The organism is Burkholderia sp. MSMB1498, assembly GCF_001526245.1.
Taxonomy (GTDB): Bacteria; Pseudomonadota; Gammaproteobacteria; order Burkholderiales; family Burkholderiaceae; genus Burkholderia; species Burkholderia savannae.
This window is the reverse complement of the sequence record NZ_LOYJ01000084.1, coordinates 49,741-70,940: the sequence shown is the minus strand read 5'-3', so window position 1 is coordinate 70,940 and position 21,200 is coordinate 49,741. Positions and strand designations below refer to the sequence as shown.

Genomic DNA, 21,200 nt, shown 5'->3' with positions numbered 1-21,200 from the left:
TGACCGGCATTGTAAACCGCCGCCGGCGGCGCGCGCTCCGGCTCCGGGAAAGCGATGATCCGCGTGCGCCGCAGCATCGAAACGACCGCCGAAATGCGCGGGTAATCCCTATTTTTGGCGTCCTTGACTCGACTATATCGGCTTCCTACTATCCTCCATAACAGTACTGGTCGGACCAGTATGAACAGACGAATCCGCAACCGTTGTGACGGGAGAACGCCGTGTCGAAGTTTCTCAATTCGCTGTTTGGTCGGGTGGTCATCGCGCTTGTGATCGGCGTGGCGCTCGGCGCCTTTTTCCCGCACTTCGCGCAGTCGCTGCGACCGTTGGGTGACGGGTTCCTCAAGCTGATCAAGATGGTGATCGGGCCGATCGTGTTCTGCGTCGTCGTGAGCGGCATGGCGAACGCGGGCGATCTGAAGAAGGTCGGCCGCGTCGGCCTGAAGGCAGTCGTCTACTTCGAGGCGATGACGACGCTCGCGCTCGGCATCGGCCTCGTGCTCGCGTATCTGACGAAGCCGGGCGTCGGGATGAACGTCGATCTGCACGCGCTCGACGCCGCGTCGCTCGCCGATTACGCGAAGAACGCGCAGAGCCTGAAGGACACGGCGGGCTATCTGCTGAAGATCATCCCCGAAACCGCGTTCGACGCGTTCGCGAAGGGCGACATCCTGCAGATCCTCGTGTTCTCGGTGCTGTTCGGCTCCGCGCTGTCGCTGCTCGGCGAGAAGGCGAAGCGCGTGAACTCGCTGATCGACGAATTCGCGCAGGTGTTCTTCCGCGTGATGGGCTTCATCATCAAGCTCGCGCCGCTCGGCGTGCTCGGCGCGATCGCGTTCACGACCGGCAAGTACGGCGTCGCGTCGCTCAAGCAGCTCGGCCTTCTCGTGATCGTGTTCTACGTGAGCTGCGCCGCGTTCGTCGTGATCGTGCTCGGCGCGGTGATGAAGCTCGCGGGCTTCTCGGTGTTCAAGCTGATCCGCTACCTGCGCGAGGAACTGCTGATCGTGCTCGGCACCGCGTCGTCGGACGCCGTGCTGCCGCAGGTGATGCGCAAGCTCGAATGGCTCGGCGTGAAGGATTCGACGGTCGGCCTCGTGATCCCGACCGGCTACTCGTTCAACCTCGACGGCTTCTCGATCTACCTGACGCTCGCCGTGCTCTTCATCGCGCAGGCGACCAACACGCCGCTGTCGGCGCACGACCTGATCGTCGTGCTGCTCGTGTCGCTCGTCACGTCGAAGGGCGCGCACGGCATTCCGGGCTCGGCGATCGTGATCCTCGCCGCGACGCTGTCCGCGATCCCCGCGCTGCCGGTGCTCGGCCTCGTGCTGATCCTGCCCGTCGACTGGTTCGTCGGCATCGCCCGCGCGCTCACGAATCTGCTCGGCAACTGCGTCGCGACGATCGTCGTCGCCGTGTGGGAGAACGACATCGACCGCGCCCGCGCGAAGCGTGTGCTGAACGAGGAACTGCGCTACGTGCCGGCAGGCGACGAAAGCCCGAACGGCGCGATCGCGGACGGCGGCGCGCACGCGCTCTGACGCCGCGCCGCCCGGCATCGCGCGCCGGCGCGGCGGTTCGCGCCGGCGCTTCGTTTTTCAGCTTCCGGTTTTCGGTTTTTCGGATGCACACCCAACAATAGGAGACGACATGGCCGCCCCGATTCTCGATCCGAACGCGCCCGCGTTCACGCGCCGCTACATGAATCTCGCCGATCCGCGCCTCGGCGCGAAGGCGCTCTTCGCGAGCGACGAATTCTTCGCGCCGAAGGAGCGGATGCTCGATCCGGAGCCCGCCGTGTTCATTCCCGGCAAGTACGACGACCACGGCAAGTGGATGGACGGCTGGGAGACGCGCCGCAAGCGCACGACGGGCCACGATTTCTGCGTGGTGCGTCTCGCGCGGCCGGGCGTCGTGCACGGCGTCGATCTCGACACGAGCCACTTCACCGGCAACTTCCCGCCCGCGGCGTCGATCGACGCGTGCGTGTCGGACGTGCAAACGCCGCCCGACGACGCCGACTGGCAGGCGCTCGTGCCCGCGACGACGCTCGCGGGCAACCAGCATCACTACGTCGAGGTGAGCGATCCGCGGGCCTGGACGCACCTGCGCGTGAACCTGTATCCGGACGGCGGGCTCGCGCGGCTGCGCGTGTACGGCCAGCCGCAGCGCGACTGGAGCCGCGCGGCGCGCGGCGAGCTCGTCGATCTCGCCGCGATCGAGAACGGCGCGTATCTCGTCGCCGCGAACAACGAGCACTTCGGGCCGGCGTCGCGGATGCTGATGCCCGGGCGCGGCGCGAACATGGGCGACGGCTGGGAGACCCGCCGCCGCCGCGAGCCCGGGAACGACTGGGCGATCGTCGCGCTCGCGCGGCCGGGCGTGATTCGCAGGGTCGAAGTCGATACCGCGCACTTCAAGGGCAATTACCCGGATCGCTGCTCGCTGCAGGCGGCGCACGTCGCGGGCGGCACCGATGCGTCGCTCGTCACGCAGGCGATGTTCTGGCCGACGCTGCTCGGCGAGCAGCCGCTCAGGATGGACAGCGTGCATACGTTCGAGGCGGAGCTCGCCGCGCTCGGCCCCGTCACGCACGTGCGCCTGAACATCCATCCGGACGGCGGCGTGTCGCGGCTGCGCCTCTGGGGCGAGCTCGCATAACGGGAGGACGCGCATGGAGACGCTCAATACCCTGCGCCTCGAGCGCCTGACGCGCGAAGCGTTCGCGCCGTTCGGCGACGTGATCGAGCTGGCGGGCGCGCGCCGCTTCCTGATCAACGGCGGGACGACCGAGCGCTTTCACGATCTCGCGTCGATCGACGTCGCGGAGGCGGGCGGCCGGCCGCTCGTGAGCCTGTTTCGCGCGCAGCCGCGCGGGTGGCCGGTCGAGATCGACATGATGGAGCGCCATCCGCTCGGCAGCCAGGCGTTCGTGCCGCTCGCGGCGGTCGCGCGCTACGCGATCGTCGTCGCGCCGGCGGGCGAATTCGATCCGACCCGGATGCGCGCATTCCTCGCGCAAGGCTGGCAGGGCGTCAATTACGCGAGGGGCGTCTGGCACCATCCGCTCCTCGCGCTCGACGCGGTCAGCGATTTCGTCGTGGTCGACCGGGGCGGCGCGCAGCCGAACTGCGACGAGATCACGCTCGACGCGCGCTGGCGGCTCGTCACGGACGGCGCGCACGCGAGCGCCGCCTGACGCGCACGTCGCGCCGGACGCAAAAAGGCCCGGTCAGGCTTGCGCCGGCCGGGCCTTTCAGCATGCGCGGCGAGGATGCCGCGACGCGAGCGTTCGGGGGGCGCTCGGTGCTTGTCTCAGTGCTTGCGATACGGGCAGTTTTCTGTCGTGCACGTGCCGTACATCGCGAGCGAATGCTCCTGCAGCTTGAAGCCGCGTTCCTTCGCGATCGACTGCTGGCGGGTTTCGATCTCGGCGTCGAAGAACTCTTCGACGCGGCCGCAATCGAGGCACACGAGGTGGTCGTGGTGCGAGCCTTCGTTCAGCTCGAACACGGCCTTGCCGGATTCGAAGTTGCTGCGCGACAGAAGGCCCGCCTGCTCGAACTGGGTGAGCACGCGGTAGACCGTCGCGAGGCCGATGTCGAGCTCCTCGTGCAGCAGGTTGCGATAGACGTCTTCAGCCGTCAGGTGGCGAACCGGGCTTTGCTGGAAAATTTCGAGAATCTTGAGGCGCGGTAGGGTGGCCTTGAGCCCGATGTTTTTGAGATCGGTCGGATTGGTCATGGCTAGGCGTCCCTAGAGTACAATGCAGGGCTTCAATAGTACCGGCTTTTCGCCTTTTCAGTCATCTGTGACATTCTCGCGCGGCCTCGGACAAGGGCCAGCACGGTGAGGGAAATGATTCCAAGATCTCTTTTGCAACTTCAGAGGAGCCGCATGCGGAGCACCGTCATCGCAGCTGTCGCCGTGGCCGGACTGGCCGCCTGTTCGTCGTACGACAGCGTGACTCAGCGGATCGCTCAGAGCATCACGCCGTATCGGATCACCGTCGTCCAGGGCAACTTCGTGTCGCAGGAAAAGGCCTCGCAGCTGCAGGTCGGCATGTCGCGGGACCAGGTGCGCGCGCTTCTCGGCACGCCGCTTCTGACCGACATGTTCCATGCGGATCGCTGGGACTACATTTTCTACTTCAAGCGCGGCTCGACGTCGGTCGTTCAGCAGCGCGATCTCGTGGTGAACTTCTCGGGCGACCGCGTGGCGAGCTGGACGGGCGCCGACAACCTGCCGTCCGAGCTTGATCTGCTCGCCGACATCGACGGCGACCGCCGCGGCAAGAAGGCGAGCAAGGCGGCCGCGGCCGCGCGCGCCGCCGCCGCGTCGGAAGTCGCCGCCGCGGCGGCGCCCGAAGCCGCGCAGGCGGCGGACCAGAACGACGCGAACGCGCAGGCGGCGCGCGCGGCGAACCGCGCGACCGCGCAGGTGTCGGGCCAGAGCAGCGCGGCGGCGCGCTTCTCGCCGTCCGCGCAGGCGGCGCCGAACGCGCCGACCCCCGGCGGCCTGCCGCCCGGCGCCGCGCCCGCGATCCAGCCGCAGTTCCAGTTCCATCGCCCGCCTCCGCCGCCCGCGGGGGGCGGCGCGAACCAGCCGGTCGGCCCGCAGGGCGCCGACAGCCTGCCGAACCAGCCGCTCACGGCGCCCGCGCCCGCATCCGGCGCGCAGGGAACGGGCGGTTGATCCGGCGTCCGAACCAAACCCGGGGCGGCGCGCGCCGCCCGTCTTTCATTCGTAGCAGGTAGCGCATGTCGTCCATGAAGATTGCGATTGCTGGTGCGTCCGGCCGGATGGGCCGGATGCTGATCGAAGCGGTGCTCGACGCACCCGACGCGACGCTCGTCGGTGCGCTCGACCGCGCGGGCTCGCCGCAGCTCGGCCAGGACGCGGGCGCGTTCCTCGGCAAGGAGACCGGGGTCGCGCTCACCGACGATATCGAGCGCGTGTGCGCCGAGGCCGACTACCTGATCGACTTCACCCGCCCCGAAGGCACGCTTGTCCACCTGGACGCGGCGCAGCGCCACGACGTGAAGCTCGTGATCGGCACGACGGGCTTCAGCGAGCCGCAGAAGGCGCAACTGCGCGCGGCGGGCGAGAAGATCGCGCTCGTGTTCTCGGCGAACATGAGCGTCGGCGTGAACGTCACGATGAAGCTGCTCGAATTCGCGGCGAAGCAGTTCGCGCAGGGCTACGACATCGAGATCATCGAGGCGCACCACCGGCACAAGGTCGACGCGCCGTCCGGCACCGCGCTGATGATGGGCGAGACGATCGCGGCCGCGCTCGGCCGCTCGCTCGACGATTGCGCGGTCTACGGCCGCCACGGCGTGACGGGCGAGCGCGATCCGTCGACGATCGGCTTCTCGGCGATCCGCGGCGGCGACATCGTCGGCGATCACACGGTGCTCTTCGCCGGCATCGGCGAGCGCATCGAGATCACGCACAAGTCGGCGAGCCGCGTGTCGTACGCGCAGGGCTCGCTGCGCGCGGCGCGCTTCCTCGCCGGCCACAAGACCGGCTTCTTCGACATGCAGGACGTGCTCGGCCTGCGCTGAGCACCGCCCCGCGGGCATCGATGGCGACCCCGACCGGCATCCTCCATTACCTCGAGAGCGGCGACACCGTCACGCACGCGGTTGCGTACGTGCTGCTCGCGATGTCGATCGCGAGCTGGTGCTTCCTGATCGTGAAGGCGTGGGTGCTCGTGCGCGCGAAGCGCCAGGGCCCGGCCGCGCTCGCGGCGTTCTGGCGGGCCGCGACGCTCGACGACGGCATCGCCGCGCTGCGCGCGACCGACAAGGAGCGCGTGTTCGCGCCGCTCGCCGAGGCCGCGCGCGACGCCGACGCCGCGTCGCGCGTCGAGCCGCGCGCGCTGTCGGCGCGCGTCGAGCGCGGCGAGCGCGTGCTGCGCGCGCTGCGCCATGCGCTGCGCAAGTCGCAGCGGCGGCTCGAGTTCGGCCAGGTGCTGCTCGCGTCGATCGGCAGCACCGCGCCGTTCGTCGGCCTGCTCGGCACCGTCTGGGGGATCTATCACGCGCTCGGCAGCATCGCGGCGAGCGGGCAGGCGCAGATCGAGAACGTCGCCGGCCCGGTCGGCGAGGCGCTCATCATGACGGCGTTCGGCCTCGTCGTCGCGATTCCGGCGGTGCTCGCGTACAACATTTTCGGGCGGCTCGTGCGCCAGCTCGTCGAGGAGCTCGACGGCTTCGCGCGCGATCTGCACGTGTTCGTCTGCGGCGAGACGGCCGCGGCCCCGGCGGCCGATCCGGCCACCGCCGCGTAGCGGCGCGTCGGTCCGGCAATCCAGCGAGGAGGGCGGCATGGCGTTCGGCGGACTCGATCATCAGCACACGTCGCAGCCGATGGCGGACATCAACATGACGCCGCTCATCGACGTGATGCTCGTGCTGCTCGTCATCTTCATCATCACCGCGCCGCTCCTCACGCATGCGATCCGGCTCGATTTGCCGAAAGTCGCGGCGGCGCCCGCGCGCGAGACGCCCGAGACGATCACGGTGTCGATCGACGCGGCGGGCAAGCTGTACTGGAACGACGCGCCCGTGGCGTTCGACGCGCTCGCCGCGCGGCTGCGCGACGCGGCGGCAGGCGGCAAGGACCCGGAACTGCACCTGCGGGCCGCGCGCGACACCCGCTACGACACGATCGCGCGGGTGATGGGTGCCGCGCAGCAGGCGGGCGTCGCGCGGATCGGCTTCGTCACCGACGTGTCCGGGAAGCCCGATGCGCGCGGGAATCCGCCGGCGCGGCCGTCGCCGCAGCGCGACGCGCGGCTTGCGCCGTCGCTGCCGCCGCCGCGGCCGTAGCCGTCCGCCCACGCTGTCCGCCCGTACCGGTCGCACCGCTCGCGCCACCCGTGTCACCCGCACCACCCGCACCACCCGCGACGTCCGCGCCACGCTGATCGCCGCCCGCGGCCGCGCCAACGGCCTTGCCGGCCGGCGCGGACGGTATAATCGACGTTTTCCCCGCGCCGCCACCCGGCCGCCGGGGAAGCGCGACTTTCGATCCACTCGAGCGCGCGTGCGCTCGGCTCAATGCGTCGCGCGCCGCTCAAAGCCCAGCCCGAACCACACCATGCACGAAAGATACGTACCCGCCGACGTCGAAGCCGCCGCCCAGAGCGACTGGCGCGCAGCCGATGTCTACCGCTCGAAGGAAGACACGGACCGCAAGAAGTTCTACTGCGTGTCGATGCTGCCTTACCCGTCCGGCAAGCTGCACATGGGTCACGTGCGTAACTACACGATCAACGACGTGATGTACCGCTATCTGCGGATGAACGGCTACAACACGCTGATGCCGATGGGCTGGGACGCGTTCGGGATGCCGGCCGAGAACGCCGCGATGGCCAACGGCGTGCCGCCCGCGCAGTGGACGTACGACAACATCGCTTACATGAAGAAGCAGATGCAGTCGATGGGCCTCGCGATCGACTGGTCGCGCGAGGTCACGACCTGCAAGCCCGACTACTACAAGTGGAATCAGTGGCTGTTCCTGAAGATGCTCGAGAAGGGCGTCGCGTACAAGAAAACGGGCACCGTGAACTGGGACCCGGTCGACCAGACCGTGCTCGCGAACGAGCAGGTGATCGACGGGCGCGGCTGGCGCTCGGGCGCGCTCGTCGAGAAGCGCGAGATCCCGATGTACTACATGCGGATCACGCAGTACGCCGATGAACTGCTGCACGATCTCGACGGTCTCGGCTGGCCCGAGCGCGTGAAGATCATGCAGCAGAACTGGATCGGCAAGAGCTTCGGCGTGAACTTCGGCTTCCCGTACGAGCTCGACGGCGAGAAGAAGCTGCTGCGCGTGTTCACGACGCGCGCCGACACGATCATGGGCGTCACGTTCTGCGCGATCGCGGCCGAGCATCCGCTCGCCGCGCATCTTGCGCAGGACAAGCCCGAGCTGCAGGCGTTCATCGACGAATGCAAGCGCGGCGGCGTCGCCGAGGCCGACATCGCGACGATGGAGAAGAAGGGCGTCGCGACGGGCTTTTCGGTGTCGCATCCGCTGTCGGGCGAGCCCGTCGAGGTGTGGATCGGCAACTACGTGCTGATGAGCTACGGCGAAGGCGCGGTGATGGGCGTGCCGGGCCACGACGAGCGCGATTTCGCGTTCGCGAAGAAATACGGCCTGCCGATCAAGCAGGTGATTGCGGTCGCGGGGCAAACATACTCGCTCGACGCGTGGCAGGAGTGGTATGGCGACAAGGAAGCCGCGGTTTGCATCGATAGCGGCAAGTACGACGGCCTCGCTTACGGCGCGGCCGTCGACGCGGTCGCGGCCGACCTGAAGGCGGGCGGCTTCGGCGACAAGCAGGTCACGTATCGCCTGCGCGACTGGGGCATTTCGCGCCAGCGCTACTGGGGCACGCCGATTCCGATCATCCACTGCCCGTCGTGCGGCGACGTGCCGGTGCCGGAGCAGGATCTGCCCGTCGTGCTGCCGGAAAATCTCGTGCCGGACGGCACGGGCAACCCGCTCGCGAAGTCCGAGGCGTTCCTGAACTGCACGTGCCCGAAGTGCGGCGCGGCCGCGAAGCGCGAAACGGACACGATGGACACTTTCGTCGATTCCGCGTGGTACTTCTCGCGCTACGCGGCGCCGGACGCCGAGACGATGGTCGACGCGCGCACCGACTACTGGATGCCGATGGATCAGTACATCGGCGGCATCGAGCACGCGATCCTGCACCTGCTGTACTCGCGCTTCTGGGCGAAGGTGATGCGCGATCTCGGCCTCGTGAAATTCGGCGAGCCGGCGAAGAACCTGCTCACGCAGGGGATGGTGCTCAACGAGACGTTCTACCGCGAGGACGCATCGGGCAAGAAGACGTGGTACAACCCGGCCGACGTCACCGTGTCGTTCGACGACAAGGGCCGCCCCGTCGGCGCGGTGCTGAAGTCGGACGGCGAGCCGGTCGAGCTGGGCGGCATCGAGAAGATGTCGAAGTCGAAGAACAACGGCGTCGATCCGCAGATGCTGATCGACCATTACGGCGCCGACACCGCGCGCCTCTTCACGATGTTCGCGGCGCCGCCCGAGCAGCAGCTCGAGTGGTCGGGCGCGGGCGTCGAGGGCGCGAGCCGCTTCCTGCGCCGCGTGTGGGCGTTCGGCCATGCGAACCGCGACGCGCTCGCCGCGCGCGCGACGTTCGACGCCGCGCAACTCGGCGAAGCCGACAAGACCCTGCGCCGCGAAATCCACGGCGTGCTGAAGCAGGCCGATTTCGACTATCAGCGCCTGCAGTACAACACGGTCGTATCGGCCGCGATGAAGATGCTGAACGCGCTCGAAGGCGCGAAGGGCGCGACGCCCGCCGTGCTGCGCGAAACCTACGGCGTGCTGCTGCGCGTGCTGTACCCGGTCGTGCCGCACGTCACGTTCGAGCTGTGGAAGGCGCTCGGCTACACGGACGAGTTCGCGCCGCTGCTCGACGCGCCGTGGCCGAAGGTCGACGAGGCCGCGCTCGAGCAGGCCGAGATCGAGCTCGTGCTGCAGGTGAACGGCAAGGTGCGCGGCGCGCTGAAGGTCGCGAAGGACGCGAGCCGCGAGGCGATCGAAGCGGCGGCGCTCGCCGACGAGATGTTCGCGAAATTCGCCGAAGGCAAGCAGGCGAAGAAGATCATTGTCGTGCCGGGTCGTCTCGTGAATGTCGTCGTTTGACGGCGCACGGCGGCGCAGGCACGCAACAGCCAAGGAGCGAAGGTGATCCGCAGATCGTTTTTGATGTTCGTGGGCAGCGCGGTGCTGCTGTCCGCGTGTGGTTTCAAGCTGCGCGGGCAGCAGGACTACGCGTTCAAGCATCTGTACATCGCCGGCGCGCCGCCCGCGGCGGCGGCGCGGCTCACGCGCCTCGTCGAGGCGGGCAGCGACACGAAGATCGTCAAGACGCCGGGCGAGGCGGACGCGGTGCTGAGCCTGTCCGAATCGCGCGGTCAGGGCACGCTGACGCTCGACAAGTACGGCACGGTCCAGGAGTACCAGCTCAACTATTCGCTGAACTACACGCTTTTGGCCAAGGACGGCGCCGCGCTGATTCCGCCGAGCGTGATCGCGCTCAATCGCGCGATGACGTATAGCGCGCAGTACACGAACGCGAAGGCGCAGGAGTCCGAGATCCTGTTCGCGGACATGCAGAACGACGCGATCGATCAGCTGATGCGCCGGCTCGCGATCGTGCGCACGCTGCATCCGGAGCCGGGCCAGGGCGTGCCGGGCGTCACGCCGCGCGCGCCGCTGCCGCCGCCGCCGCTGTGATCGCCGCGTTTTCCATTTCCCGTTCAACGATCGACGCAGGAACCGATGCAACTGCGACTTGACGCACTGGAGCCGCATCTCGCGAAGGCGCTCGCCGGGCTGTACGTCGTCTACGGCGACGAGCCGCTGCTCGCGCAGGAAGCATGCGACAAGATCCGCGCGGCCGCGCGCGCCGGGGGCTTCACCGAGCGCTCGGTGCATACCGTCGAGCGCGGCTTCGACTGGAGCACGCTGATCGGCGCGAGCCAGGCGATGTCGCTGTTCGGCGAGCGGCAGCTCGTCGAGCTGCGGATTCCGTCCGGCAAGCCCGGCAAGGACGGCGCCGACGCGCTGAAGACGCTCGCCGGCGCGGGCAACCCTGACGTGCTGATGCTCGTCACGCTGCCGCGGCTCGACGCCGCGACGCAGAAGTCCGCGTGGTTCACGGCGCTCGTGAACGCGGGCGTCGCGCTGAAGATCGATCCGGTCGAGCGCGCGCAATTGCCGAACTGGATCGGCCAGCGGCTCGCGCTGCAGGGCCAGCGCGTCGCGCCGGGCGAGGACGGGCGGCGCGCGCTCGCGTTCGTCGCCGAGCGCGTCGAGGGCAATCTGCTCGCCGCGCATCAGGAGATCCAGAAGCTCGGCCTGCTGTATCCGGCCGGCGCGCTGACGTTCGAGCAGATCCACGACGCGGTGCTGAACGTCGCGCGCTACGATGTGTTCAAGCTCAACGAAGCGATGCTCGCGGGCGACGCCGCGCGGCTTGCGCGGATGATCGACGGCCTGAAGGGCGAGGGCGAGGCGCTCGTGCTCGTGCTGTGGGCGGTCGTCGAGGAGTTGCGCACGCTGCTTCGGATCAAGCGCGGCGTCGCGGCCGGCAAGCCGCTCGCCGTGCTCGTGCGCGAGAACCGCGTGTGGGGGCCGCGCGAGCGGCTCGTCGGGCCCGCGCTCGCGCGCGTGTCCGAAGCCGGGCTCGAGCACGCGCTCGCGTTCGCCGCGCGGCTCGACCGGCAGGTCAAGGGGCTCGCCGCCGTGTCGCGCGGCCCGGCGCGCGGCGAGCCGCCGCCCGACCCATGGGACGGCCTGTTCCAGCTCGCGATGACGGTCGCGCGCGCGTCCGGGCCAGGCGGCGACGCGCCACGCCGGCCAGCCTGAGCGCGCTTTCGCGCCGGCGCTTACAATCGGCGTGGGGCGGCTCGGCATGGGGCGGTTCGCCGCCGCGTGACCGCCGCGGCAGCGCCCCGCGCATCCGCTTTCCGACAATCGTTTTTTCGCCGCTCGACGCGGCTTGCATTGCGAGTCTCACGATGGATATCGATCAGTACATGACGGATGTCGGCCGCCGCGCGCGGCGTGCTGCGCGCGACGTCGCGCGCGCGTCCACCGCCGCGAAGAACGCCGCGCTCGAGGCGGTCGCGCGAGCGATCGAGCGCGACGCCGACGCACTGAAGGCGGCCAACGCGCGCGACGTCGCGCGCGCGAGGGACAAGGGTCACGACGCGGCGTTCATCGATCGCCTGACGCTGTCCGACAAGGCGCTGAAGACGATGATCGAGGGGCTGCGCCAGGTCGCGGCGCTGCCGGACCCGATCGGCGAGATCGGCAACCTCAAGTACCGCCCGAGCGGCATCCAGGTCGGCCAGATGCGCGTGCCGCTCGGCGTGATCGGGATCATCTACGAATCGCGGCCGAACGTGACGGTCGACGCGGCCGCGCTGTGCCTGAAGTCCGGCAACGCGACGATCCTGCGCGGCGGCTCCGAAGCGCTCGAGTCGAACACCGCGCTCGCGAAGCTGATCGGCGAAGGGCTCGAGGCGGCGGGGCTGCCGCAGGATGCGGTGCAGGTCGTCGAGACCGCCGATCGCGCGGCGGTCGGCAAGCTGATCACGATGACCGAATACGTGGACGTGATCGTGCCGCGCGGCGGCAAGAGCCTGATCGAGCGGCTGATCAACGAGGCGCGCGTGCCGATGATCAAACACCTCGACGGCATCTGCCACGTGTACGTCGACGATCGCGCGAACCTGACGAAGGCGCTCACCGTCTGCGACAACGCGAAGACGCACCGCTACGGCACCTGCAACACGATGGAGACGCTGCTCGTCGCGCGCGGAATCGCGCCGGCGGTGCTGCCGCCGCTCGGCCGCCTGTATCGCGAGAAGGGCGTCGAGCTGCGCGTCGACGCGGACACGCGCGCGGTGCTCGAGGCGGCGGGCGTGGGCCCGCTCGTCGACGCGACCGACGAAGACTGGCGCACCGAATATCTCGCGCCCGTGCTCGCGGTCAAGATCGTCGACGGGATGGACGCCGCGATCGGGCACATCAACGAGTACGGCTCGCATCACACCGACGCGATCGTCACCGAAGACCACGACCGCGCGATGCGCTTCCTGCGCGAAGTCGATTCGGCGAGCGTGATGGTGAACGCGTCGACGCGCTTCGCCGACGGCTTCGAGTTCGGCCTCGGCGCGGAGATCGGCATCTCGAACGACAAGCTGCACGCACGCGGCCCGGTCGGGCTCGAAGGGCTCACGTCGCTGAAGTACGTGGTGCTCGGGCACGGCGAAGGGCGTCAGTGACGAAAGGCGACTGATCAATGACCATGCTCTGGGTGAAGACCTTCCATATCGTGCTGATCGCGTCGTGGTTCGCGGGGCTTTTCTATCTGCCGCGCATTTACGTGAACCTCGCGATGGAGACCGATCCCGCCGCCGTCCGGCGGCTGCTCGCGATGGCGCGCAAGCTGTTCCGTTTCATGACGATCATCGCGGCGCCGGCGCTCGCGTGCGGCCTGTGGCTGTGGCTCGTGATCGGCATCGGGCAGGGGCAGGGCTGGGTGCACGCGAAGCTCGCGGTCGTGCTGCTGCTCGTCATCTATCACGCGTATTGCGGGCATCTGCTGAAGGCGTTCGAGCGCGGCGAGAATCGCCGCTCGGACAAGTGGTATCGCGTGTTCAACGAGCTGCCGGTGCTCGGGATGCTCGCGGCCGTCGCGCTCGCGGTGATCAAGCCGTTTTGAGCGCAGGCGGCGCTCGGCATGGCCGCCGTCGCCGCGTCGATGCCGGCGCAGACGCCGGCGAGAAAGCCCCGGCCCTGGCGGCCGGGGTTTTTTGTATGGCGGCGTGCGATGGGGACGGGCGCGGAAGTCGTGGTGTTCGTCGTGCGAAGCGGGCGCTCAATGCCTTCTGTTCGTATGTCCGCGCTCGCGCTCGAAACCGAAGCCCCGGCTCGCAGCGCGACGCCCGAGACTCGAAGTTCGGCGTCAGAATCGGGGCGCGAGCGTGGCGAACTTTCGCGCGCGGCCGCCCGGCGTTCCGTTCACGCCGATCACGGGCTGGCGGCCGGCCCCGCAAGAGATTCGTGATATCAGAGGAACGCCCCTTGCCGGCCGCAGCGCGGTGTCGCGTGTCGCTTGTCCCCTTGCGGGACGGCCGGCAAGGGGCGTTCGCCAGCCCGTGATTGGCGTGAGCAGGCTCTAATCCTTCACGTCCTCGACGTCGCGCGCGATGCGTGCTTCGCGCGACGCATCCTTCGGCGCGTCCTTCGATTCCTCTTGCGATGCGTCTCCCGGCATGTTTCCCAACGTGCCGCCCGATACGCCGCCCGACGTGTCTCTCGCCCCGTCCTTCGCCCCGTCCTTCGTCGCCTCCTTCGCCCCCTTCGCGTCGACGCCGATCCGCCGCCGCGTGATCGCTTCCTTCGCGCGGCCGAGCCGGTCGACGAGTTCGGGCCCGCGCCGCAGCGCGACGCCGACTGCGAGGATGTCGCCGATCGCGAGATGCGACATCCGCGACGTCATCGGCGAGAACACATCGGTTTCCTCGGCGACGTTCGACGCGAGGCTCACCGTCGACAACTGCGCGAGCGGCGAGTGGCTGTGCGTGATCGAGATCACCTTCGCGCCGCACGCGCGCGCCGCGCGCGCGGCGTCGACGATGTCGCGCGTGCGCCCGGTGTTCGAGATCGCGACGACGACGTCGTTCGCGCCGAGGAGCGCCGCCGACATCGAGAACGTATGCGGGTCCGAGTACGCGACGCTCGGCACGCCGAGCCGGAAGAACTTGTGCTGGATGTCCTGCGCCGCGATGCCCGAGCCGCCCGCGCCGTAGAACTCGATGCGCGACGCGCGCGTCAGCAGCTCGATCGCGTCGGCGACGCTCGTCGCCGACAGGCTGTTGCGCACCTCGATCAGCGCGCCGATCGTGCGGTCGAACACCTTGCCGATGATGCCGGGTGCGCGCTCGTCGGGTTCGACGTCGCGATACACCGACGCGACGCCCGGCGCGACGCTCTGCGCGAGCCGGATCTTGAACTCGCGAAAGCCGCTGCAGCCGAGCGCCTGGCAGAAGCGCGCGATCGTCGGCTGGCTCGCGCCCGCGCGGGCGGCGAGCTCGATCATCGACAGATCGAGCACCTCGCGCGGCGCGGCGAGCACGAAGTCGGCGAGCTTGCGCTCGGACGGGCGAAGCTGGGCGCGGATCTTCTCGATACGGGGAAGCATGATGCGAATTGACGCAGGAGAGGTTGGGGGATGGATGTGAGTATCGCGGTAGTTTTGTAGAAAATCTACAAGAATTTTCTAGCGATTATCCTGATGAAGGTCATTGCGAATCAGGGTTAACGCTAGGTGTATATGCTGTATTCATCGGCCATAGCGTAGCGTTATCGCCGGCTTTGCTGCGCTGCGAGATTGCGAGCTTGTAGTTTTTCTACTAAACTCGCGCCGTTCGTTCGACTCGTCGGACGTCCCCACGATTCCAGCTTGCCGGCCTCGCCCGGCTCATGTGAGGAGCGCCCAGCATGGCCACGCTGCACCCCACTCTTGCGTCCGTCACCGAGCGTGTGATCGCGCGCAGCCGACCGACCCGCCAAGCCTATCTCGCCCGCATCGACGCCGCGCAGGGCCGCTTCCCGGCGCGCGGCGCGCTGTCGTGCGCGAATCTCGCGCACGGCTTCGCGGGCCTCGAAGGCAGCGACAAGTTCGCGATCAAGGCGATCCGCGAGCCGAACATCGGCATCGTGTCGGCGTACAACGAGATGCTGTCCGCGCATGCGCCGTACAAGAGCTTTCCCGACATCATCAAGGCGGCCGCGCGCGAGCGCGGCGGCGTCGCGCAGTTCGCGGGCGGCGTGCCGGCGATGTGCGACGGCGTGACGCAGGGCAATCCGGGGATGGAGCTGTCGCTGTTCTCGCGCGAAGCGATCGCGATGAGCACGGCCGTCGCGCTCACGCACAACATGTTCGATGCGGCCCTTTGCCTCGGCATCTGCGACAAGATCGTGCCGGGCCTCTTGATCGGCGCGCTGCAGTTCGGCCATCTGCCGACGATCTTCGTGCCGGCCGGCCCGATGACGAGCGGCTTGTCGAACGACGACAAGGCGAAGATCCGCCAGCAGTTCGCGACGGGCCAGGTGGGCCGCGACGCGCTGCTCGAGGCCGAATCGGCCGCGTACCACGGCCACGGCACCTGCACGTTCTACGGCACCGCGAACAGCAACCAGATGCTGATGGAAGTGATGGGGCTGCATCTGCCGAGCGCGGCGTTCGTCCATCCGCACACGCCGCTGCGCGACGCGCTGACGGCCGAGGCCGCGCGCCGCGTGCTCGAGCTCACGGCCGAGCGCGGCAACTACACGCCGATCGGCCACGTGATCGACGAGAAGGCGATCGTCAACGGCATCGTCGCGCTGCTCGCGACGGGCGGCTCGACGAACCACACGCTGCACCTCGTGGCGATCGCGCGCGCGGCGGGCATCCTGATCGACTGGGACGACTTCGACGCGCTGTCGGCCGCGGTGCCGCTTCTCGCGAAGATCTACCCGAACGGCAAGGCAGACGTGAATCACTTCCACGCGGCGGGCGGCATCGCGTTCCTCGTGCGCAACCTGCTCGAAGGCGGCTTGCTGCACGACGACGTGACGACCGTCGCGGGCAAGGGCCTTGCGCACTACACGAACGAGCCGCGCCTGATCGACGGCAAGCTGACGTGGGTGCCGGGCGTCGACGCGAGCGGCGACGACAAGGTGCTGCGGCCGATCGCCGCGCCGTTCCAGCCGGACGGCGGGCTGCGCCTGATGCAGGGCAGGCTCGGGCGCGGCGTGATCAAGATTTCGGCGGTCGCGCCCGAGCACCGCAAGGTGAAGGCGAGCGCGATCGTGTTCGATTCGCAGGAAGCGGTGCAGGCCGCGTTCGACGCGGGCGAGTTGAAGCGCGATTTCGTCGCGGTCGTGCGGTTCCAGGGCGCGCGCGCGAACGGGATGCCGGAGCTGCATCGCCTTACGCCGCTGCTCGGCGTGCTGCAGGACGAGGGCTACCGCGTCGCGCTCGTGACGGACGGCCGGATGTCCGGCGCGTCGGGCAAGGTGCCGGCCGTGATCCACGTGTCGCCCGAGGCGCTCTTGAGCGGCCCGCTCGGCAAGGTGCAAACGGGCGATACGATCGTGATCGACGCGCAAGCCGGCGTGCTCGACGTCGAGATCGACGATGCGCAATGGGCGGCGCGCGCGGTCGCGCGGCCCGCGCATCAGGCGGAAAACGAAGTCGGCTTCGGCCGTGAGTTGTTCGGCGTGTTCCGCGCGGCGGCCGCGCCGGCGGAGCAGGGCGCGTCGGTGTTCGGCGCGTTGGTGGGCGAAGCGGCCCACGTCACCGCATAAGCGAAAAGGAGCTGCATTGATGAAGACGATTGGCGAGATCGTGAAGCTGGGCCCGGTGATTCCGGTGCTTGCATTCGATTCGGTGGAACAGGGCGAGCAAGTGTCGCGCGCGTTGCACGCGGGCGGCGTGAAGGTGCTCGAGATCACGCTGCGCACCGCGGCCGGGCTTGAAGCGATCAAGCGCGCGAGCGAGCTCGCCGACGACATCGTCGTCGGCGTCGGCACGATCACGAAGCCCGAGCAGTGCGCGCTCGCGAAGCAGGCGGGCGCGAAGTTCGGCGTATCGCCCGGCCTCACGAAGGAGATGCACCAGGCGGCCGTCGACGCCGGCCTGCCGCTTCTGCCCGGCGTGATGACGCCGACCGACATCATCGTCGCGCTCGAGCTCGGCTACGAGATCGTGAAGTTCTTCCCGGCGCAGCAGGCGGGCGGCGTGCCGATGCTGCAGGCGTTCCACGGCCCGTTCCCGGCGCTCAAGTTCTGCCCGACGGGCGGCATCACCGCCGAGACCGCGCCGAACTTCCTGAAGCTGCCGAACGTCGTGTGCGTCGGCGGCTCGTGGCTCACGCCGAAGGCGGCGCTCGCCGCGCAGGATTGGGCCGAGGTCACGCGCCTCGCGCAGGCGGCGAGCCGCCTCGCGCGCTGAACGCCGCCGAGCGCATGCCAGCGGAAACCTTCGGACGAAACAATCGATCTGGTTGTTTTTGCGAGGGTTTTTGCCTATGGAACCGGTTCTATCGCGGCCCGTTAAACAAAAGTAAAATTCAGCGTCCCGACGGGCGGTCAGCCGCCTCGTTTCGGAGACCTGCATAGTCGGGCGCGGCTCGCCGCGCCCGGCCCGATACATCCCAAGGAGGAGTGCTACATGGGGGCTGTCCAAGGCAGCATGCTGCTGATTTACACCGTGATCGCGATTGCGGTGCTGATCCTGATGATCGCGCGCTACAAGGTGTATCCGTTCCTCGTGCTCATCATCGTGTCGCTCGGTCTCGGCCTCGTGGTCGGCATGCCGATGGACAAGATCGTGAAATCGTTCGAGGCGGGCACGGGCGGCACGCTCGGCCACATCGCGATCGTCGTCGGTCTTGGCACGATGCTCGGCAAGATGATGGCCGAATCGGGCGGCGCCGAGCGGATCGCGACCACGCTGATCGACTGGTTCGGCGAGAAGAACATTCACTGGGCGATGATGTTCGTCGCGATCATCGTCGGCTTGCCGGTGTTCTTCGAAGTCGGCTTCGTGCTGCTGATCCCGATCGCGTTCAACGTCGCGAAGCGCACCGGCAAGTCGCTGCTCGTCGTCGGCCTGCCGATGGTCGCGGGCCTGTCGGTCGTGCACGGCCTGATTCCGCCGCACCCGGCGGCGCTCCTGGCCGTTCAGCAGTACGGCGCCGACATCGGCAAGACGATCGCCTACGGCCTCATCGTCGGCGTGCCGACCGCGATCGTCGCCGGCCCGCTGTTCGCGCTCACGATCTCGAAGTTCGTGAAGCTGCCGGAAAACAATCCGCTCGCCGCGCAATTCGTCGAGACGCACGCGGCGGGCCAGCAGCGCGAGCTGCCGGGTTTCGGCATCACGCTGTTCACGATCCTGCTGCCCGTCGTGCTGATGCTCGTCGGCAGCTGGGCCGATCTCGTCTTCGCGCCGAAGTCGCTGCCGAACAATCTGCTGCGCTTCGCCGGCAACTCGGACGTCGCGCTCCTGATCGCCGTGCTCGTGAGCTTTTACACGTTCGGCAAGCTGCAGGGCTTCAAGCGTGACCAGATCCAGAAGTTCTGCGGCGAATGCCTCGCGCCGATCGCGGGCATCACGCTGATCGTCGGCGCGGGCGGCGGCTTTGGCGGTATCCTGCGCGACAGCGGCATCTCGCAGCAGATCGTCGCGACCGCGACGCACGCAAGCCTCTCGCCGCTGTTGCTCGGCTGGTTCGTCGCGGCGCTGATCCGTCTCGCGACGGGCTCGGCCACCGTCGCGATGACGACGGCCTGCGGCATCGTCGCGCCGATCGCGTCGGCGTCGGGCGTCGTGGTCAAGCCGGAGCTGCTCGTGCTCGCGACGGGGTCGGGATCGCTGATCTTCTCGCACGTGAACGACGGCGGCTTCTGGCTGATCAAGGAATATTTCGGGATGACCGTGGGCCAGACGTTCAAGACCTGGACGCTGCTCGAAACGATCATCTCGCTGCTCGGTCTCACGTTCACGCTGTTGCTGAGCGCGGTTCTGTAACAAGGGGTAGTCATGATTCTGATCGCAATGGGCGTGTCGGGCGCGGGCAAGTCGCGGATCGGCGAGATGCTCGCCGAACGCCTGTCGTGCAGCTATACCGACGGCGACGCGTTTCACAGCGCCGCCAACAAGGACAAGATGCACCGCGGGATTCCGCTCACCGACGAGGACCGCTGGCCGTGGCTCCAGTCGATCCGCGACGCCATCGAGGCGAAGCAGCGCGCGGGCGAGACGGCCGTGTTCACGTGCTCGTCGCTCAAGCGCGCGTACCGCGATATCCTGCGCGGCAACGATCGCGACGTGCGCTTCGTCTATCTGAAGGGCTCGTTCGACATGCTGCGCGAGCGCCTGAAGACGCGCACCGGGCACTTCTTCGATCCGTCGCTGCTGCGAAGCCAGCTCGAGACGCTCGAGGAGCCGGGCCCGGACGAAGCGATCGAAGTCAGCATCGAATTGACGCCCGACGAAATCGTCGATCGCGTGATGAGCCAACTCGGCGGCGCGCGGCAGCAACAGCAGCAACAGCAGCAATGACCGCGCGCGGCCGCGTCGCGGCCGCCGCCGTGCGTCGCCGAGGCTCGGCGGCGAAAAGAAAAGGCGCCCCGCGGGGCGCCTTTTGCATTGCGTCGACGACGCGCGTTACGCGATGCGCTGCGCCAGCTCGACCGCCTTGCCGATGTACGACGCGGGCGTCATCGCGAGCAGGCGCGCCTTCGCGTCCTCGGGAATCGCGAGCGTGCCGACGAACTGCTGCAGCGCGTCGCGCGTGATGCCCTTGCCGCGCGTGAGCTCCTTCAGCTGCTCGTACGGATTCTCGATGCCGTAGCGGCGCATCACCGTCTGCACCGGCTCGGCGAGCACTTCCCAGCAGTTGTCGAGGTCTTCGTTCAGGCGCTGCGGGTTCACTTCGAGCTTGTCGAGGCCGCGGATCAGCGAATCATACGCGAGCAGCGAATAGCCGAGCGCGACGCCCATGTTGCGCAGCACCGTCGAATCGGTCAGGTCGCGCTGCCAGCGCGACACCGGCAGCTTGTCGGCGAGGTGGCGCAGCGTCGCGTTCGCGAGGCCGAGGTTGCCTTCCGAGTTCTCGAAGTCGATCGGGTTGACCTTGTGCGGCATCGTCGACGAGCCGATTTCACCGGCCTTCGTCTTCTGCTTGAAGTAGCCGACCGAGATGTAGCCCCACACGTCGCGGTCGAGGTCGAGCAGGATGGTGTTCGCGCGCGAGACCGCGTCGAACAGCTCGGCCATGTAGTCGTGCGGCTCGATCTGGATGGTGTACGGATTGAACGTGAGCTTCAGGCGGTTCTCGATCACGTCGCGCGAGAACGCTTCCCAGTCGAACTCCGGATACGCGGAAAGATGCGCGTTGAAGTTGCCGACCGCGCCGTTCATCTTGCCGAGGATCTCGACCTTCTCGATGCGCTCGATCGCGCGCGCAAGACGCGCGGCGACGTTCGCGAGCTCCTTGCCGAGCGTCGTCGGGCTGGCCGGCTGGCCGTGCGTGCGCGACAGCATCGGCTGCTCGGCGTGCGCGTGCGCGAGCGCGACGAGGCGGCCGTGGACCGTGCGCAGCGCGGGCACGATCACGTGCCGGCGCGCGCCGGCGAGCATCATCCCGTGCGACGTGTTGTTGATGTCCTCCGACGTGCACGCGAAGTGGATGAACTCGCTCGCGCGCTCGAGCTCGGCCTGGCCTTTGACCGATTCCTTCAGCCAGTACTCGACGGCTTTCACGTCGTGGTTCGTCACGCGCTCGATTTCCTTGATGCGCGCGGCGTCGTGCGCGGTAAAGCGCTCGACGAGCTGCAGCAGGAACTGCTCGGCCGCCTCCGAGAAGCGCGGCACTTCGGCGAAGCCGGCGCGCGACAGCGCGATCAGCCAGTGCACCTCGACGGTGACGCGGTGGCGCATGAAAGCGGCCTCGGAGAGCCAGTCGCGCAGCGCTTCGGTCTTGCTGGCGTAGCGGCCGTCGATGGGCGAGAGCGCGGTGAGGGCGAAAAGGGTATCGGGACGGGTGTCGGACATGATCGGGCGAGGC

General features: G+C 68.4%; 19 protein-coding genes. 16 read left to right on the top strand and 3 right to left on the bottom strand.

All coding sequences use genetic code 11. The features are described 5' to 3' along the window. The first annotated feature begins 221 nt into the window (after positions 1–221). The 3 genes from WS91_RS18275 to WS91_RS18265 all read left to right on the top strand — a co-directional run bounded on the left by WS91_RS18275 (position 222) and on the right by WS91_RS18265 (position 3,202). Positions 222–1,544, top strand: coding sequence for a C4-dicarboxylate transporter DctA (locus tag WS91_RS18275; RefSeq protein ID WP_038754263.1), 1,323 nt, complete (start codon positions 222–224; stop codon positions 1,542–1,544). Positions 1,545–1,653: 109 nt separating this feature from the next. Further along, entirely contained in the window at positions 1,654–2,664 is a 1,011-nt protein-coding gene (gene alc / locus WS91_RS18270; RefSeq protein WP_059670736.1) for an allantoicase, read from the top strand. A 13-nt stretch (positions 2,665–2,677) separates the two neighbouring features. After that, positions 2,678–3,202, top strand: a complete 525-nt coding sequence (locus tag WS91_RS18265; RefSeq protein WP_038754258.1) for an ureidoglycolate lyase — start codon at positions 2,678–2,680, stop codon at positions 3,200–3,202. Positions 3,203–3,318: 116 nt separating this feature from the next. On the opposite strand, the gene fur is transcribed toward WS91_RS18265, so the two are convergent. Continuing rightward, on the bottom strand, positions 3,319–3,747 hold the full coding sequence (fur, locus tag WS91_RS18260; RefSeq protein ID WP_004194273.1) for a ferric iron uptake transcriptional regulator: 429 nt from the start codon (positions 3,745–3,747) through the stop codon (positions 3,319–3,321). 153 nt (positions 3,748–3,900) lie between these two features. Between fur and WS91_RS18255 the strand changes: the two genes are divergently transcribed. The 9 genes from WS91_RS18255 to WS91_RS18215 all read left to right on the top strand — a co-directional run bounded on the left by WS91_RS18255 (position 3,901) and on the right by WS91_RS18215 (position 13,297). Beyond that, complete coding sequence (locus WS91_RS18255; protein ID WP_038754255.1) at positions 3,901–4,698, top strand: outer membrane protein assembly factor BamE; 798 nt, start codon at positions 3,901–3,903, stop codon at positions 4,696–4,698. Between the two features lie 74 nt (positions 4,699–4,772). Beyond that, positions 4,773–5,570, top strand: a complete 798-nt coding sequence (dapB, locus tag WS91_RS18250; RefSeq protein ID WP_038754252.1) for a 4-hydroxy-tetrahydrodipicolinate reductase — start codon at positions 4,773–4,775, stop codon at positions 5,568–5,570. Positions 5,571–5,590: 20 nt separating this feature from the next. Beyond that, positions 5,591–6,298, top strand: a complete 708-nt coding sequence (locus WS91_RS18245; protein ID WP_059670735.1) for a MotA/TolQ/ExbB proton channel family protein — start codon at positions 5,591–5,593, stop codon at positions 6,296–6,298. A gap of 37 nt (positions 6,299–6,335) precedes the next feature. Continuing rightward, positions 6,336–6,839, top strand: a complete 504-nt coding sequence (locus WS91_RS18240; RefSeq protein ID WP_059670734.1) for an ExbD/TolR family protein — start codon at positions 6,336–6,338, stop codon at positions 6,837–6,839. Between the two features lie 271 nt (positions 6,840–7,110). After that, positions 7,111–9,705, top strand: coding sequence for a leucine--tRNA ligase (gene leuS / locus WS91_RS18235; RefSeq protein WP_038754245.1), 2,595 nt, complete (start codon positions 7,111–7,113; stop codon positions 9,703–9,705). A gap of 42 nt (positions 9,706–9,747) precedes the next feature. Then, positions 9,748–10,299 (top strand): LPS-assembly lipoprotein LptE, encoded by a 552-nt coding sequence (locus WS91_RS18230; RefSeq protein ID WP_038754242.1) that lies wholly within the window; start codon positions 9,748–9,750, stop codon positions 10,297–10,299. A 45-nt stretch (positions 10,300–10,344) separates the two neighbouring features. Then, positions 10,345–11,433: a DNA polymerase III subunit delta gene (gene holA, locus WS91_RS18225; protein WP_038754239.1), complete on the top strand. Its 1,089-nt coding sequence runs from the start codon at positions 10,345–10,347 to the stop codon at positions 11,431–11,433. Positions 11,434–11,585: 152 nt separating this feature from the next. Continuing rightward, positions 11,586–12,857, top strand: coding sequence for a glutamate-5-semialdehyde dehydrogenase (locus tag WS91_RS18220; protein ID WP_038754236.1), 1,272 nt, complete (start codon positions 11,586–11,588; stop codon positions 12,855–12,857). A gap of 17 nt (positions 12,858–12,874) precedes the next feature. Continuing rightward, the gene (locus WS91_RS18215) at positions 12,875–13,297 is read left to right on the top strand and encodes a CopD family protein (protein WP_081990064.1); all 423 of its coding nucleotides are present in this window, start codon (positions 12,875–12,877) and stop codon (positions 13,295–13,297) included. Positions 13,298–13,753: 456 nt separating this feature from the next. On the opposite strand, the gene WS91_RS18210 is transcribed toward WS91_RS18215, so the two are convergent. Next, positions 13,754–14,779 carry a MurR/RpiR family transcriptional regulator gene (locus tag WS91_RS18210; RefSeq protein WP_059583345.1) on the bottom strand — a complete coding sequence of 342 codons (1,026 nt, stop codon included), beginning with the start codon at positions 14,777–14,779 and terminating at the stop codon, positions 13,754–13,756. A gap of 299 nt (positions 14,780–15,078) precedes the next feature. On the opposite strand from WS91_RS18210, the gene edd reads away from it, so the two are divergent. The 4 genes from edd (at position 15,079) to WS91_RS18190 (ending at position 19,693) form a co-directional block, all read left to right on the top strand. Beyond that, entirely contained in the window at positions 15,079–16,932 is a 1,854-nt protein-coding gene (gene edd, locus WS91_RS18205) for a phosphogluconate dehydratase (RefSeq protein WP_038754227.1), read from the top strand. Between the two features lie 19 nt (positions 16,933–16,951). After that, positions 16,952–17,578 carry a bifunctional 4-hydroxy-2-oxoglutarate aldolase/2-dehydro-3-deoxy-phosphogluconate aldolase gene (eda, locus tag WS91_RS18200; RefSeq protein ID WP_038754224.1) on the top strand — a complete coding sequence of 209 codons (627 nt, stop codon included), beginning with the start codon at positions 16,952–16,954 and terminating at the stop codon, positions 17,576–17,578. Between the two features lie 219 nt (positions 17,579–17,797). After that, a complete protein-coding gene (locus WS91_RS18195; protein WP_059583347.1) occupies positions 17,798–19,159 on the top strand; it encodes a GntT/GntP/DsdX family permease in 1,362 nt (453 codons plus the stop codon). Between the two features lie 12 nt (positions 19,160–19,171). Beyond that, the gene (locus tag WS91_RS18190; RefSeq protein ID WP_038754218.1) at positions 19,172–19,693 is read left to right on the top strand and encodes a gluconokinase; all 522 of its coding nucleotides are present in this window, start codon (positions 19,172–19,174) and stop codon (positions 19,691–19,693) included. A gap of 105 nt (positions 19,694–19,798) precedes the next feature. Here WS91_RS18190 and purB read toward each other — a convergent pair whose 3' ends face one another. Continuing rightward, positions 19,799–21,187, bottom strand: a complete 1,389-nt coding sequence (gene purB, locus WS91_RS18185; RefSeq protein ID WP_038754525.1) for an adenylosuccinate lyase — start codon at positions 21,185–21,187, stop codon at positions 19,799–19,801. Between the last annotated feature and the right edge of the window lie 13 nt (positions 21,188–21,200).

Excerpts from the sequence above, each read along its gene's own strand:
- alc (WP_059670736.1), top strand. The coding sequence starts at position 1,654 with ATGGCCGCCCCGATTCTCGATCCGAACGCGCCCGCGTTCACGCGCCGC.
- WS91_RS18265 (WP_038754258.1), top strand. The coding sequence starts at position 2,678 with ATGGAGACGCTCAATACCCTGCGCCTCGAGCGCCTGACGCGCGAAGCG.
- fur (WP_004194273.1), bottom strand. The coding sequence starts at position 3,747 with ATGACCAATCCGACCGATCTCAAAAACATCGGGCTCAAGGCCACCCTA.
- WS91_RS18255 (WP_038754255.1), top strand. The coding sequence starts at position 3,901 with ATGCGGAGCACCGTCATCGCAGCTGTCGCCGTGGCCGGACTGGCCGCC.
- dapB (WP_038754252.1), top strand. The coding sequence starts at position 4,773 with ATGAAGATTGCGATTGCTGGTGCGTCCGGCCGGATGGGCCGGATGCTG.
- WS91_RS18245 (WP_059670735.1), top strand. The coding sequence starts at position 5,591 with ATGGCGACCCCGACCGGCATCCTCCATTACCTCGAGAGCGGCGACACC.
- WS91_RS18240 (WP_059670734.1), top strand. The coding sequence starts at position 6,336 with ATGGCGTTCGGCGGACTCGATCATCAGCACACGTCGCAGCCGATGGCG.
- leuS (WP_038754245.1), top strand. The coding sequence starts at position 7,111 with ATGCACGAAAGATACGTACCCGCCGACGTCGAAGCCGCCGCCCAGAGC.
- holA (WP_038754239.1), top strand. The coding sequence starts at position 10,345 with ATGCAACTGCGACTTGACGCACTGGAGCCGCATCTCGCGAAGGCGCTC.
- WS91_RS18220 (WP_038754236.1), top strand. The coding sequence starts at position 11,586 with ATGGATATCGATCAGTACATGACGGATGTCGGCCGCCGCGCGCGGCGT.
- WS91_RS18215 (WP_081990064.1), top strand. The coding sequence starts at position 12,875 with ATGACCATGCTCTGGGTGAAGACCTTCCATATCGTGCTGATCGCGTCG.
- WS91_RS18210 (WP_059583345.1), bottom strand. The coding sequence starts at position 14,779 with ATGCTTCCCCGTATCGAGAAGATCCGCGCCCAGCTTCGCCCGTCCGAG.
- edd (WP_038754227.1), top strand. The coding sequence starts at position 15,079 with ATGGCCACGCTGCACCCCACTCTTGCGTCCGTCACCGAGCGTGTGATC.
- eda (WP_038754224.1), top strand. The coding sequence starts at position 16,952 with ATGAAGACGATTGGCGAGATCGTGAAGCTGGGCCCGGTGATTCCGGTG.
- WS91_RS18195 (WP_059583347.1), top strand. The coding sequence starts at position 17,798 with ATGGGGGCTGTCCAAGGCAGCATGCTGCTGATTTACACCGTGATCGCG.
- WS91_RS18190 (WP_038754218.1), top strand. The coding sequence starts at position 19,172 with ATGATTCTGATCGCAATGGGCGTGTCGGGCGCGGGCAAGTCGCGGATC.
- purB (WP_038754525.1), bottom strand. The coding sequence starts at position 21,187 with ATGTCCGACACCCGTCCCGATACCCTTTTCGCCCTCACCGCGCTCTCG.